The sequence below is a fragment of the Mucilaginibacter sp. genome (assembly GCF_028288225.1).
Lineage (GTDB): Bacteria > Bacteroidota > Bacteroidia > Sphingobacteriales > Sphingobacteriaceae > Mucilaginibacter.
Window position 1 is genome coordinate 55365 of sequence record NZ_JAQBOC010000007.1, and the last position, 13172, is coordinate 68536.

A 13172-nucleotide genomic window follows, 5' to 3' on the forward strand; every position below is an offset into this window, starting at 1 on the left:
TAGTCTAAAATCGGCCATTTTGCTAGTTAACCTTCTATAAGTAATGCGGATCCAATCCAATCAACTCATAATAAAACACTAAATTAGATTGCAACCAAAATGCGCCTTATGCATTACAGGTATGTTGCAGCTAATGGACCCTAAAAACGAAGCCCGCCTTATTGAACAATGCCGAACCGATCCGGCTGCTTTTGGGCAGGTGTTCGACCTTTGGTATAACCCTGTTTTTGGATACATTATGCGCCGGACAGCCGATTATGATCTGTCAAAAGACATTGCTGCTGAAACTTTTTTAAAGGCTTTTTTAAAAATAAACAGTTTTCAATGGCGGGGTATTAGCCTGTCGGCATGGTTATTTCGTATTGCCACTAACGAACTTAACCAGTATTACCGCAGCAGCAGGTATAAGCCGCAATCGTTACAGCAATTGCTGGAGAACCCCCAAATGGAAAAGCTGCTGCACGAGCAGGACGATGATGAACGCGAAGTGATGGAAAAGGAGCTGCGGGGTTTTAATGATTATAATTTAATCCGCTCAAACCTGCTTAAGATGGATGTTAAATACCAGGAAGTAATAGCCCTGCGCTATTTCGAACAAAAAACAAACGGTGAAATAAGCGCCATACTGAATAAAAATGAGGGAACGGTTAAATCGCTGCTATCCCGGGGCCTCGAAAAATTAAGAAACATGCTTTAACAATGCAACCAAAAACAAGTTTTGCATTATAAGGGTAATTGACATGAAAGATAAAGACGAATTTTTAAAGAAAATGGAAAACTTAAAAGTACCGGAAATTGATCCGCGTGAACATCCAAAAATGGTAAAAATGGCCATTATGAATGCGGAACGCTCGGCAGCGCTCGGTGTATGGCTTATTGTGGTGCCATGCTATTTTTTATTTTGTGTATTTATGTATTACTTTTTTCACATAAAGCTCAATTTATTTGAATCAATGTTTAACCTGATGTCAAGCCTGGATAAAAATCCATACATGAGGTTTTTGTCTCCGCTTTTATTGGTGATCCTGCCAATTGTAAGCATTATAATAAATGCTCTTGCTATCATGCATGTTCAATATCAAAAGTTTGGTCCGGAGCAGGGTAAAATAAAGGAGTTCAGCATCACCATAAAAATAAAGGTTTGGAATATTTTGCTAATACTGGTCAGCCTTGCTATTGTATTAACATTTATTGCCTATATAATTACAGAAAACATTGTTGTTAAAAATTAATAATACTATGAAATTAAATTGGTTTACCCGAAAAGGGATTATCTATTGGCCGGCATCAGTAATTGGCTGGGTAATATTGGTTATAGCAGCAGCATATGCTATATATACGTTTATTGATATCGACAGTCACTCACATTCGGTAAGCGACACGCTTACAAATTTTGTGTTCAATTTATTGCTGATCGGTTTGGTTTATACCATTATTGCGTATTTTACTGAACGGAAGAAGTTGACAGATCAGGTTGATAGAGTTGAATAGATCATATTAGGTTGATTGGGATAAGGCTATCCTAACTAAAAACAAATTTATTTTATAACCAATCAACTTAGTACAACCAAATCAACCACTCTCTAACCGGCATTTTGTTAGTAAAACAATAAATGTGGAAATTTTTCATAATGACTTTTTTATATTAAAAAAAATCCCTATAATTGCAATCCGATTTTTACGGGCTAAAAATCGCTTTAAGAGCTAAAAATCATGGATTTAGTAAAATTTGTTGAAGAACAATCAGTAGTAGTAAGACAACTTCCAACCTTTAAGGCTGGTGATACAGTAAGTGTACATTATAAAATCAGAGAAGGAAATAAAGAACGTATCCAGGTTTACCAGGGTGTTGTTATTCAACGCAACAGTACCGGCAATACCGAAACCTTTACCGTTCGTAAAGTATCAAACGGCATTGGCGTTGAGCGTATATTCCCTATCAACTCACCAAACATTGATAAAATTGAGGTGAACAGCCACGGTAAAGTACGTCGTGCTAAACTTTACTATTTACGTGCGCTTACAGGTAAAGCAGCCCGTATCAAATCAAAAAGAGTTTAACTCCCCTTATCCGCTCTCCGGCGGACAAAGAATAAAATATTGTAAAGCCTTTCCGGAATTTCCGGGAAGGCTTTTTTATTGCGGCATTTCTACTTTTTATTTAGTTTGGTATTAAAAAATTATTTAGGAATATTTAATAGCCCCTGATTAATTGTAAAACATATGTGAATGTTTGTTGGTTAAACAATTACAAAATACATTATGAACGGACAAGGAACTGGTCAACTGCAGGCAGAAAAATTGCCCGGAGCACATAACCAACTCTCAGGGCAGCTTTTTGATAATTTACCAATTGCAGTTTATACCTGCGACAAGCAAGGCTATATTACTTCCTTTAACCAGGCTGCAGTAAAACTGTGGGGCAGAACACCTGTAATTGGAGAGGACCTTTGGTGCGGCTCATGGAAGATATTTCATCCCGATGGTGAACCCCTTAAACTTGACAGCTGCCCTATGGCCCTTACTTTAAAGGAGGGCATTGCTATTGAAGGAGAAGAGATCATAATACAGCGGCCCGATGGTACAAGGATCAACGTGTTGCCATACCCTGTTCCTACCTATAATGCAGACGGCGAATTGGTTGGCGCAGTAAATACACTGATAGATGTAACTGAACAAAGATACAGCGAAGCCAAACAGGCCATGCTTGCATCAATAATTGAATCATCAGAAGATGCCATAGTGAGTAAAACGCTGAATGGAACAATAACCTCGTGGAATATCTCGGCCGAAAAAATGTTTGGGTATAACGAACAGGAAATGGTGGGAAATTCAATTAGGCAGATAATACCAAAAACACGCTGGCAGGAAGAAGATGTGATATTGGAGAAAATAGCGAGCGGTGAAAAAGTTGAGCATTATGAAACCTATCGTTTAACAAAACATGGCATAGAGATCCCGGTTTCATTAACCATATCACCAATCAGGAATTCAAAGGGACAGGTTATAGGCGCTTCAAAAATTGCGCGTAACATTTCGCGGCAAAAAGCTGCAGAAGAAAGCCTGCAGCATTATGCCAGCAACCTTGAAACACTAAATACCGTGGGTAAACTGGTTTCTGAACATTTAGATGTAGAGGAAATATTGCAACAGGTTACGGATGTTACTACGAAAGTTACCGGTGCCGCCTTTGGCGCATTCTTTTATAATAAGCTGGATGAACATGGCGAATCGTATACGTTATACACCTTATCGGGTGCATCAAAAGAAGCGTTTGAAAAATTTGGGATGCCCCGTAATACTGCCGTGTTTCATCCAACATTTAGCGGCGAATGTATAGTAAGGACTGATGATATAACCAAGGACCCGCGCTATGGTAAAAATCCGCCGCATTATGGAAAGCCCCAGGGTCATTTACCGGTAGTAAGCTACCTGGCCGTGCCGGTAATTTCTAAATCGGGAACTGTGATAGGTGGGCTGTTTTATGGTCACCCTGAGGCCGGAAAATTTACTGAATACCATGAAAGCCTGGTTGAAAGCGTTGCTACACAAACGGCAATGGCGTTAGAAAACGCAAAGCTATATGAAGAGATCCAAAAGCTGAATGCCAAAAAAGATGAGTTTATAGGGCTTGCCAGCCATGAGTTAAAGACCCCTATAACAAGTCTGAGTGGTTATTTGCAGATAATTAACCACCGCCTGCCGGCTGATGATGCAAATAAGGCTTTTATCGAAAAAGCACTGTCGCAAATAAATAAGCTTACCTCTCTTATAGCAGATCTTCTTGATATATCAAAAATTGAAACAGGGCAGCTACCATTTACTTTCACCGTGTTTGATCTGTTGCAGCTGGTGCATGAAGTTATAGAGGCAATGCAGTATTCGACAAAGACACACCGTTTAGTACTGAATACCAACCTTGATGAGTTGCTGGTTACTGCCGACAGGCAAAGAATGGAACAGGTAATTATCAATTTGTTTTCAAATGCCATCAAATATTCACCAGGGGCCAGCCTGGTAAATATTTCGGTATCTGTAGCGGATAATAAAGCACTGGTTTCAGTACAGGATTTTGGTTTGGGTATAACACATGAGCAACAGGAACGTATTTTTACCAGGTTTTACAGGGTTGAAGATCTGGGAGCCGGTATCTCTGGTCTTGGTATCGGTCTGTTCATCAGCAAAGAGATTATTAAACGGCATAACGGCAGGATCTGGGTTGAGAGCGGGCAAGGCAAAGGCTCTGTTTTCTTTTTTGAGATCCCGGTTTGATAAGATTTAATTATTGATGTGCGAATGCAACTGCTTGATAAAAATCCAGTCGCTATCTAAATTTCTTCTGAATCCCGAGATATTCATCATTCCATATTCCCTCGCCGTCAAAATCAATCAGGCCGCTGAATGTAGCATGATCATTTTCAATTTTCACGTGTACCTTTAATACATATTTATCCGGTTTTAGCTGCATCATGGTGAGTGAGTCATCTTTTATGTTCCATATTCCTGATGGCCGCCTTATTAAACTGTCTTTTGCATTTCTGTACTCCGAATAATAGCTGCCATCTTCCATAAAGTGTGTGCGGATTGGTTTAATACCAAGGCGTGCCTCCCAGTTAGTGCTGTCGGCCTCCATAGTTGAAACCGGTTTGGTTTTATTATGGATGATAATTTTTACGTACACATTCCGCCATTCGCCAATAAGCTGGCTGGTTAAGCTGCTCCGGACAGGCTTTGAGATCGATGTAAATGCAATAAAACAAATTGCCAAACAGATAATCAGGTGCAAAATATTTTTCATGATGCAATATAATCAGGTGTAAAAGAACAATATAAATATCGTGAAAATTTAGAATATATTTTTTCTGTTTCTGTTTCCGCGGGGGCGCTCCAATGTCATAAGTTACGCCAACCCTGATAATTAAAGCGCCCTCTAAATCTCCCCCGGTAGGGGAGACTTTAGCTTCGCTCTTTTTTAAAGCCCTCCCTTCCGGGGGGGTGGGTGGGGCTAGAATGCTATGAGAGAAGAACTATTTTTGTGTTTTCCCTTAACTTACTAGCATTAAGGGTCTCTCGCAGATTTAAGTTAACCCACAAAATCACGGGTTGTTACTCGCAGAGGACCCTGCGCTCTGGTTTGTAAAAGCTATTATTTAGGATATAGGCCAAATATAACCCTTACGCCTTCTTTTTCACGGTATTCTTAATCGGCCTTGCCGCTTTCACTGTTTCAAAGGCATCCTCCGCTTCGGCCTTTGTTTTAGTTTTGGCGGGCTCGGTTTTAATCGCAACCGGTTTTTCGGCCAGCTCGGCTAATATGGTCTTTCCGCCTTTTACTACCTGGCCAAGCTCAACTTTTATCTCGGTGCCCAGTGGTAAAAACACGTCAACGCGCGAGCCGAATTTTATAAAGCCAAACTGCGCTCCCTGTTCAACCACATCGCCCTCTTTTACGTACCATACAATGCGGCGGGCAAGCGCACCTGCAATCTGGCGGAACAATACGGTTATCCCATCACTGTTTTCAATGGCTATGGTGGTGCGCTCGTTTTCGGTTGATGATTTTGGGTGCCAGGCTACCAAATATTTACCCGGGTTATATTTAAAATATTTTACAACCCCGGCTATAGGGTTGCGGTTAATGTGCACATTTATTGGCGACATGAAAACCGAAAGCTGGATCCTTTTATCCTTTAAAAACTCAGTCTCAACTGTTTCTTCAATTACCACCACTTTTCCATCCGCAGGGCAAAGCACATGCCTATCATGCGGATCAACGCTGACCTTCGGGCTTCGAAAAAACTGCACTATAATAACAAATAGCAAAAACGAAATTATATAAGCTATCCATTTTACAACATGTGCTTCAGGAAAATAGAATGATATAAATGCATTCAATACAAATATGAACAATATGCAAATGGCTAAGGAGGTATATCCTTCTTTATGAAAAGTCATCATTGGGGTAATGTTGTTTGTTGCAAAATTAGGTAAAAAACAGATATAAAAAGGTAAATACAAGAGGAGCTGAAAGTAATAGACCATCAAAGCGGTCTAAAAGCCCGCCATGGCCGGGCAATATGCCGCCGGAGTCTTTAATGTTGATACTGCGCTTAAACATTGATTCAACCAAATCGCCAAAGGTGCCAACCAGGCTTATGTATATAGCCATTGATGCCCATTGCTTCCAGTATACATCATTAAAGTAATGCGAAAGAATAGTTGCTGTGCCAATAGTAAGCAATACACCGCCAATAAAACCTTCCCATGTTTTTTTGGGCGAATGCCGTTCAAAAAGCTTATGCCGCCCTAAAAACCTGCCCGAAAGATAAGCCCCGGTATCATTGGTCCACAGCATCAATAAAAAGGCAAGCGGAAAATGAAAGTTATAATGGCCGTTTACAAATGCCAGGGCATGGAAAAAGCTAAATGGAACAACGGCAAATATTATCCCCAAAAAAGTAAAAGCAATATTGGTAAATGGCGCCGGCGAAGGCTTATAAAGTTCCTGGATGAAAATAAGGGCCATGCTAAAAGTGAGCAAAACCAACAGGAAACGGGCTTCGGTTGTGTAAAACTGCAGCGCAATAAACACAAAAACAAGCACGCCATTGAGCATACCCGCCTGCATATTGGGCCTTACACCACTTTTGGCCATCAGCTTATAAAACTCATGCAGGCATAAAATACTTACCAGCAGGTAAAATGCGCTGAAAACATATTGGCCCAACAGTACGGAGGCCAACATAACAATAACAAAAAAGAAACCGGTTATGGCGCGTGTTTTCATGTGTTAATTTGATTCAGAATTAAAATTTCAATTGCATCGCTAAAATCGCTTTGGTGCACATATACTTCAATGTCGCCAAATGACTTGTGTGATGAGTCCTGCTTGTTTAGCAATACGGTTTCTATATGATTGCCTGCAAGTGCTTGCTTTACCATTTCTGATTGATAAAAATTAGAAGATGCATATATCTTTACCCAGTTCTTCTCCATTACTCAACCGGGATTTGATCTTTTACGGTAGTTATCCGTTTATAAACAAAAAGTAAAGCCCCCACAATTATAAAGCTTATGGCATAACCCGCATTGTTAAACATGTGCTGATCGTTAGGATCGCCGCTAATGATTTTTTTCTGGAAAAGATAGGTTATAATAACTACGGTGCTATTGTTTAAAAAATGCGCCCAAACCCCCGTCCAGATGCTGCCGCTCCATGCCACAAAATAGCCAAAGAAAACGCCAAGCAATAAACGTGGCAAAAAGCCAAAAAACTCCATGTGGAAAGCGCTGAACAAAATAGCTGTGATCCAAACTGCGACATGGGTGTTTTTTGTCCAGCGTACAAATATAGTTTGTATAACCCCGCGGAACATAAATTCCTCAACAATTGCAGTTAATAAACCAACCATCAGCACAGCAATTATTACATCCCACATACTGTTCATTTTCAGTATGGCATCCATCACTTTTTGTGCACTGTCTTCGCTTTCACGCATCCACTTTAACCACGGTGGCAAAACCATTTTTTGGTTAATGTTTGACAAAAGCTCAATAAGCGGGTTGGATAAGAACATAAGTGCGAAGATGACCACCAGTAATACCCACGGAAAACGGAAACCAGGTTTTACATAATCATCCGGATCATTGGTGAAAAATTTGGCAAACAGTAATGGCGCGAGAAAAATCGGGATAGTAGTGCCCGTTATTTGTACTATCCAGAGGGCTGTAACAAAGTGAGGGGCTGTAACTGTTACGGTGCCCAATGCCATTATTGTATTTAAACCGTACAGCGCCGCTACAATTCCAATCCCAATTACATTCCCAATAAATAAAACAAGTAAAAAAATAAAAATAAAAACCAGGAACTGTGCTGCTGGATACAGCTGATTGTCATTGTTAGTTAACCATTTATATGGAATTATTATCATCCGGCTTAAAATACGTATTTTTGCAGCGAATATACTGGATGTCTGTACAAATAGGAAATATTGATTTAGGTGAATTCCCGCTTTTGCTGGCGCCGATGGAAGATGTGAGCGATCCTCCTTTCCGTTACGTGTGTAAGCAAAATGGAGCTGATATGATGTACACGGAGTTTATTTCATCCGAAGGGCTGATCCGTGATGCGGCCAAAAGCCGTCAAAAGCTGGATATTTTTGAATATGAGCGCCCGATAGGCATCCAGATCTTCGGCAGTGATATTGACCACATGCGCGAGGCTACAGAAATAGCCACACTTGCCGGGCCCGACCTGATGGATATTAACTATGGCTGCCCCGTAAAACAGGTAGCATGCCGCGGCGCAGGTGCAAGCTTGTTGCAGGATATTGACAAAATGGTGGCTATGACCAAAGCGGTAGTTGAGGCCACGCACTTGCCGGTTACTGTAAAAACCAGGCTCGGCTGGGACGATAACACCAAAAACGTATATGAAGTTGCCGAGCGCCTGCAGGATGTAGGTATAAAAGCGCTCACCATCCACGGGCGCACCCGCTCGCAGATGTACAAAGGCGTTGCCGACTGGGCGCTGATCCGCGAAATAAAAAAGAATCCGAGGATTGAAATCCCCATTTTTGGGAATGGTGATATTGATTCGCCCCAAAAGGCGGCTGAATGGCGTATGGAATTTGGTGTTGATGGGATGATGATAGGCAGGGCGGCGATTGGTTATCCGTGGATCTTCAGGGAAATAAAACATTACTTTAAAACTGGTGAATACCTGGATAAGCCCACAATTGCAGAACGTATCGATGCCTGTACAATTCACCTGCAAAAGTCCATGGAATGGAAAGGTCCTAAAACAGGAATCTTTGAAATGCGCAGGCATTACAGTAATTATTTTAAAGGCATTGAGAATTTTAAGGAATATCGCATGCGCCTGGTTACTGCAGGTACATTAGATGAAGTAATGGAAATTTTGAATGAAGTGAGCGTGAATCCGCGGTACGCAGATGAAATTATGAGCCTGGAATAAGGAGTATGCTATACGCCGTACAAACGGAGAAAAGCGTAGGGGGCGTATTGCATACGCCCTTGTTGCATAGAGTCATATAACGAAAAACAAGGCCCGCATTGTTGGCTATAAAACATTGCAGGTATATTATAATTTTTTTTAAATATGGCTTGATATTTGACTGGATAATATATATTTGAATTTAAAGAGGACTTGTTATATGGTTACTACTATTACAGACGGCGTTAAGGTTTCGGTAGAGACAATTTATCAGCCTGAATATTCTAACCCTGCGAATGACCATTTTATGTTTGCTTACAAGGTTAGGATAGAGAATATGGGTACTTACGCGGTAAGACTTTTGGGCCGGCATTGGTATATTTTTGATTCAAACGGCGCAAAACGTGAAGTTGAAGGCGAAGGTGTGGTTGGGCAGCAACCTGTTATAGAGCCGGGCCAGGCACATGAATACGTTTCGGGCTGTAATTTAAAAACCGATATGGGCAGCATGAAAGGCGAATACCAGATGTCGCGTACGATGGATAACATGCTTTTTAATGTGCTTATTCCTGAATTTTACCTGATAGCGCCATACAGAATGAATTAATTTTCACTCAATATAAGTAAAACAAAAACCCCGGCTATGCACAGTCGGGGTTTTTGTTTGATAAATATTTTACCGGTGACGCTCTGGCCGCGGCACATTATGCGGCTGTTGCGCTGCTCTCTGCGGTTGTGGTGCACGTTGTTGCGGTGCTCTCTGTGGTTGCGGTGCATGTTGTTGTGGAGCCCTTTGCGGTTGCACAGCACGTTGTTGCGGCGCTCTCTGCGGTTGTGGTGCATGTTGTTGTGGCGCTGCTCTTTGCTGTTGCACAGCACGTTGCTGGGGCGCACGTTGCGGTTGTACACGCGGCTGAGCAGCATGTTGCCGGGGCGCATGTTGCGGTTGTGCAGCGCGCCTTTGTTCCGGGCGTTGATTACGATCCGGACGGGCCGCATTGGGCTTCACAACCGATGTTCTGCTATTTGGCCTCGCAGCATTAGGCTTTGAATTAGCCCGGTTGGATGCGGCCGGGGTTGCTGCGGGCCGGGCACGGTCGGCTTTTACAAACGAGATCCTGCTTTTATGTGCTGCTTCCTGGTGCGAAATTTGGGTTGATGTTGGCTGAATGTGGCGCTCTTTCATGGCTGCCCTTTCCTGTGGCCTTGGCCTTGCGGTTACACCGCCCCTGCCGTTAAAGCTTGCCCGATTGGTGTTATTGGTTCGTACCACTGTACGGTCAATATAGGTATTATGAACTACTGTTCTGTTTACGCGTACTACTGCGGTGTTATACCGGAAACGGTTTCCATCCCACCTGCCGCCGCCATACCCATAGCCGCTATAGCCATAGCCATAATTAATACCGCCATAAAAGCCTACATGAGGCCCCCAATAGCCGGAATGGAATCCATAAACACCACCATCATAACCCCAGTAAGCAGGCGTCCAGTAAACTCCCGGATTTGGCGGGGCCACCCAAACACCGGGCACCCAGTAGTAGCCACCCTCGTTACTATCATAAGCCCAATAACCGGGCTGCCATATATAGCCGTCAACCGGGCATTCGGGCTGTTCATAAACCCGTAACGGCGGAGGTGGTGTCCCTACCGTTATACTTAAACTAACCTGTCCGTATGTTTTGGGTATGGCAAAACCTATCGCACACAATAAAATGAACACTTTAACTATCTTTTTCATAGGGGTAAATCATTAACTTATTGTTTAACGCAATATCAATTAATTACAGCATTGCATGTTATATGACAATTAGCAGCTAATAATGTTTGATGAAATTGGTGTTGTAACCCGGATGATAAACTATTCAGGAAGTTGTTTGGGTAACTCTGTCACTTAGGAAAACAGTATTATTCCTATAACAGAACTAATACTGGTCTGCCAGGCTGGCATTAACAACAACAGGCCATATCAAAAGTAAAGTTATAAGATACTGAACAAAATTAAATTTTGGGTAATAAAAAACTCCGTGCCTCTCTGTGTCTCCTTTGCGTATTTTGTGGTTAATGATTTTTTACCGCAGAGATCACAAAGGAGGCACGGAGATCACAGAGACCAAATATTATTTTGAATGTTTTTTAGCTTTGAGTCTTTTGATACAGCCTCTTATTACTAAATTAAATTTATCCCCGATGCTTTTCTTCGGGCTTTTCGCCTGGCTTTGCTTTATGGTGCCCGGATGGTTTATGTGCAGCAGGCGTTCCGTTATGTGCTGACTGTTTATTTGTTTTTGCATGATCCGCGGGTTTGGCAGCATTAAGATCTTCACCCGGCTGTTCTGAATGTTTTTTATCAGGTCTTTCCTGTTTAGTAGTTTTGCTATTATCTGCATTGATATTAGCATTATCATCAGTTGGTTTTTTAGTAGTTGATTTATCTGCAGTTTTATTATTTGCATCAATAGCCGGTGATGCTTTGGCATTATGCCCTGCGCTATTAAATTTATGCCCGTTAACCTTGTTCATTGCTGTAGTTGCAGGTTTTCCATTGTTTGCTTTAGCAAACTGGCTGGGGTTGCTCCTTGCTACCTTTTCATGTGATTGCTGTTCGCTGGTAGCCTGCACATGCGGCTCATTCATTGCTTTAACTTCTTCCGGCCGCGGTTTGGCTGTTACTCCGCCCGGTCCGTTAAAGCTGTTATGATTGTTTACTGTAGTATTATTAACTATAACTGTACGGTCTATATAAGTATTATGAACCACGGTATTGTTTACATTTACTACAGCGGTATTATACCTGAATGTGCTGCCTTCCCATCTGCCGCCGTGGAAACCGCTGCCGCCATAGCCATAACCATAATTTACCCCGCCATAAAATCCGATATGCCGGCCCCAGTAACCCTGATGGAAGACGTATACATTACCGTCATATCCCCAATAGCCGGGCGTCCATAAATAGCCGGGTTGCGGAGGGCTTACCCATACACCGGGTACCCAATAATAATCATTGTTGGTATCAGACCAGGCCCAATAACCCGGCACCCATAAATAGCCGTCTGCAGGGCATGCCGGCTGTGAATAAACCGGCAATGCCGGTGGATTAATATGTACAGATACACCAATACTGATCTGCGCAAATAATTTGGGTGAACTTACCAGGATCGCTATTGCGACCGCAAAGTATTTGAGTGTCTTTTTCATGGTTTTTTATTTAGATATAAGACCTCAAAATTCGCTATAAGTTAACTACCAGCACATTAGATTTCGATTAGAGTTTAGCAGGTAATTTTAATGTGGTTCTAATCTCCATAAAAAAGCGTAATTACTTTACCTGCAAAAAAAAGGATGTGGGCACATCACATCCTTTTTTAGCTATAAATAATTGCTTTTTATATTGAATTAGTTTCGCCTGTTAAATAAAAACGAAGCATAATAAAGCAATGTAGCCAATGCACTTAATGCGGCTACCACATACGTCATAGCAGCCCACCATAAGGCATCTTTTGCCTGTTCGTGTTCTTCGCGGGTTTGCATTACGGTGTAGTTGTTATTTAGCCAGGCCAATGCCCTGTTGCTGGCATCAAACTCAACCGGCAGTGTTATAAAACTAAAAGTAGTAACCAGTGCCAGCGCAACAACGCCAACAGCCAGCACATAGGGGTTATGGATAAAAAACAACAGCATAACACCTATAAATAAGGTCCACTGGGTTAAGGTTGATGCTATGTTAATAACCGGAACCATTGCCGTACGGAAACTCAGCCAGCTGTAAGCCCTGGCATGCTGAACCGCATGGCCGCACTCATGAGCGGCCACGGCCGCTGAAGCCACACTCCGGCTGTAAAATACATCCGGACTTAAATTTACGGTTTTGGTTTCAGGATTATAATGGTCGGTAAGCTGCCCTTCAACAGATATTACCTGCACATCATAAATGCCATTATCGTGCAGCATCCTTTCGGCTACTTCCTGGCCCGACAGGCCCGATAGTAGCGGGATCTCTGCGTACTGTTTAAATTTGCTTTTGAACCGCCATTGAACAATAAAGCTTATTATTGCTATTACGATCATCAAAAACCAGGCTGAACTATAGCTTATAAATCCGGTGATAAATAGTATATGATTCATATTTATTAGTCTTAAATGTGTAATTAAGGTCTTAAGCCAAAGCGGTAAATTTTCTATATTTTTGACTAATGACTCTTGACCAGAGATATAA

The 13172-nt window shown here is 41.9% G+C and carries 14 protein-coding genes and 1 pseudogene; 7 read left to right on the top strand and 8 right to left on the bottom strand.

Annotation, left to right across the window (positions count from 1 at the left end):
• Positions 1–88: 88 nt before the first annotated feature.
• The 5 genes from JWQ54_RS02025 (at position 89) to JWQ54_RS02045 (ending at position 4272) form a co-directional block, all read left to right on the top strand.
• Complete coding sequence (locus tag JWQ54_RS02025) at positions 89–697, top strand: RNA polymerase sigma factor (protein ID WP_299579427.1); 609 nt, start codon at positions 89–91, stop codon at positions 695–697.
• 43 nt (positions 698–740) lie between these two features.
• Positions 741–1232: a hypothetical protein gene (locus JWQ54_RS02030; RefSeq protein WP_299579430.1), complete on the top strand. Its 492-nt coding sequence runs from the start codon at positions 741–743 to the stop codon at positions 1230–1232.
• A 7-nt stretch (positions 1233–1239) separates the two neighbouring features.
• A complete protein-coding gene (locus JWQ54_RS02035; RefSeq protein ID WP_299579432.1) occupies positions 1240–1491 on the top strand; it encodes a hypothetical protein in 252 nt (83 codons plus the stop codon).
• A gap of 222 nt (positions 1492–1713) precedes the next feature.
• Complete coding sequence (rplS, locus tag JWQ54_RS02040) at positions 1714–2061, top strand: 50S ribosomal protein L19 (protein ID WP_073406881.1); 348 nt, start codon at positions 1714–1716, stop codon at positions 2059–2061.
• Positions 2062–2262: 201 nt separating this feature from the next.
• Positions 2263–4272, top strand: a complete 2010-nt coding sequence (locus tag JWQ54_RS02045; protein WP_299579435.1) for a PAS domain S-box protein — start codon at positions 2263–2265, stop codon at positions 4270–4272.
• A 52-nt stretch (positions 4273–4324) separates the two neighbouring features.
• Here JWQ54_RS02045 and JWQ54_RS02050 read toward each other — a convergent pair whose 3' ends face one another.
• The 5 genes and pseudogenes from JWQ54_RS02050 to JWQ54_RS02070 form a co-directional block, all read right to left on the bottom strand.
• A complete protein-coding gene (locus JWQ54_RS02050) occupies positions 4325–4798 on the bottom strand; it encodes a hypothetical protein (protein ID WP_299579438.1) in 474 nt (157 codons plus the stop codon).
• 503 nt (positions 4799–5301) lie between these two features.
• Positions 5302–5955: pseudogene (locus JWQ54_RS02055) on the bottom strand (phosphatidylserine decarboxylase family protein); the annotation flags it as partial.
• A gap of 28 nt (positions 5956–5983) precedes the next feature.
• Entirely contained in the window at positions 5984–6787 is an 804-nt protein-coding gene (locus tag JWQ54_RS02060) for a phosphatidate cytidylyltransferase (RefSeq protein WP_299579441.1), read from the bottom strand.
• Positions 6784–6996, bottom strand: a complete 213-nt coding sequence (locus JWQ54_RS02065; RefSeq protein WP_299579444.1) for a DUF2007 domain-containing protein — start codon at positions 6994–6996, stop codon at positions 6784–6786. Before JWQ54_RS02065 ends, JWQ54_RS02060 begins: the two co-directional genes overlap by 4 nt.
• On the bottom strand, positions 6996–7931 hold the full coding sequence (locus JWQ54_RS02070; protein ID WP_299579447.1) for a type II CAAX endopeptidase family protein: 936 nt from the start codon (positions 7929–7931) through the stop codon (positions 6996–6998). The genes JWQ54_RS02065 and JWQ54_RS02070 overlap by 1 nt, the downstream gene beginning before the upstream one ends.
• Before the next feature lie 38 nt (positions 7932–7969).
• Between JWQ54_RS02070 and dusB the strand changes: the two genes are divergently transcribed.
• Together dusB and apaG are read left to right on the top strand one after the other, a co-directional pair.
• Complete coding sequence (gene dusB / locus JWQ54_RS02075; protein ID WP_299579659.1) at positions 7970–8977, top strand: tRNA dihydrouridine synthase DusB; 1008 nt, start codon at positions 7970–7972, stop codon at positions 8975–8977.
• A gap of 199 nt (positions 8978–9176) precedes the next feature.
• Positions 9177–9563, top strand: coding sequence for a Co2+/Mg2+ efflux protein ApaG (gene apaG / locus JWQ54_RS02080; RefSeq protein ID WP_299579450.1), 387 nt, complete (start codon positions 9177–9179; stop codon positions 9561–9563).
• 69 nt (positions 9564–9632) lie between these two features.
• Here the strand turns inward: apaG and JWQ54_RS02085 are convergent, their stop codons facing one another.
• The 3 genes from JWQ54_RS02085 to JWQ54_RS02095 form a co-directional block, all read right to left on the bottom strand.
• Positions 9633–10697 carry a hypothetical protein gene (locus JWQ54_RS02085; RefSeq protein WP_299579452.1) on the bottom strand — a complete coding sequence of 355 codons (1065 nt, stop codon included), beginning with the start codon at positions 10695–10697 and terminating at the stop codon, positions 9633–9635.
• A 440-nt stretch (positions 10698–11137) separates the two neighbouring features.
• Positions 11138–12154 carry a YXWGXW repeat-containing protein gene (locus JWQ54_RS02090; protein WP_299579455.1) on the bottom strand — a complete coding sequence of 339 codons (1017 nt, stop codon included), beginning with the start codon at positions 12152–12154 and terminating at the stop codon, positions 11138–11140.
• Positions 12155–12352: 198 nt separating this feature from the next.
• Positions 12353–13081, bottom strand: a complete 729-nt coding sequence (locus JWQ54_RS02095) for a zinc metallopeptidase (RefSeq protein WP_299579458.1) — start codon at positions 13079–13081, stop codon at positions 12353–12355.
• Positions 13082–13172: the final 91 nt, after the last annotated feature.

What these genes read in the sequence shown, in the direction of transcription:
- JWQ54_RS02030 (WP_299579430.1), top strand. Translation starts at nt 741, where the DNA reads ATGAAAGATAAAGACGAATTTTTAAAGAAAATGGAAAACTTAAAAGTA.
- JWQ54_RS02035 (WP_299579432.1), top strand. Translation starts at nt 1,240, where the DNA reads ATGAAATTAAATTGGTTTACCCGAAAAGGGATTATCTATTGGCCGGCA.
- rplS (WP_073406881.1), top strand. Translation starts at nt 1,714, where the DNA reads ATGGATTTAGTAAAATTTGTTGAAGAACAATCAGTAGTAGTAAGACAA.
- JWQ54_RS02045 (WP_299579435.1), top strand. Translation starts at nt 2,263, where the DNA reads ATGAACGGACAAGGAACTGGTCAACTGCAGGCAGAAAAATTGCCCGGA.
- JWQ54_RS02050 (WP_299579438.1), bottom strand. Translation starts at nt 4,798, where the DNA reads ATGAAAAATATTTTGCACCTGATTATCTGTTTGGCAATTTGTTTTATT.
- JWQ54_RS02060 (WP_299579441.1), bottom strand. Translation starts at nt 6,787, where the DNA reads ATGAAAACACGCGCCATAACCGGTTTCTTTTTTGTTATTGTTATGTTG.
- JWQ54_RS02065 (WP_299579444.1), bottom strand. Translation starts at nt 6,996, where the DNA reads ATGGAGAAGAACTGGGTAAAGATATATGCATCTTCTAATTTTTATCAA.
- JWQ54_RS02070 (WP_299579447.1), bottom strand. Translation starts at nt 7,931, where the DNA reads ATGATAATAATTCCATATAAATGGTTAACTAACAATGACAATCAGCTG.
- dusB (WP_299579659.1), top strand. Translation starts at nt 7,970, where the DNA reads ATGTCTGTACAAATAGGAAATATTGATTTAGGTGAATTCCCGCTTTTG.
- apaG (WP_299579450.1), top strand. Translation starts at nt 9,177, where the DNA reads ATGGTTACTACTATTACAGACGGCGTTAAGGTTTCGGTAGAGACAATT.
- JWQ54_RS02085 (WP_299579452.1), bottom strand. Translation starts at nt 10,697, where the DNA reads ATGAAAAAGATAGTTAAAGTGTTCATTTTATTGTGTGCGATAGGTTTT.
- JWQ54_RS02090 (WP_299579455.1), bottom strand. Translation starts at nt 12,154, where the DNA reads ATGAAAAAGACACTCAAATACTTTGCGGTCGCAATAGCGATCCTGGTA.
- JWQ54_RS02095 (WP_299579458.1), bottom strand. Translation starts at nt 13,081, where the DNA reads ATGAATCATATACTATTTATCACCGGATTTATAAGCTATAGTTCAGCC.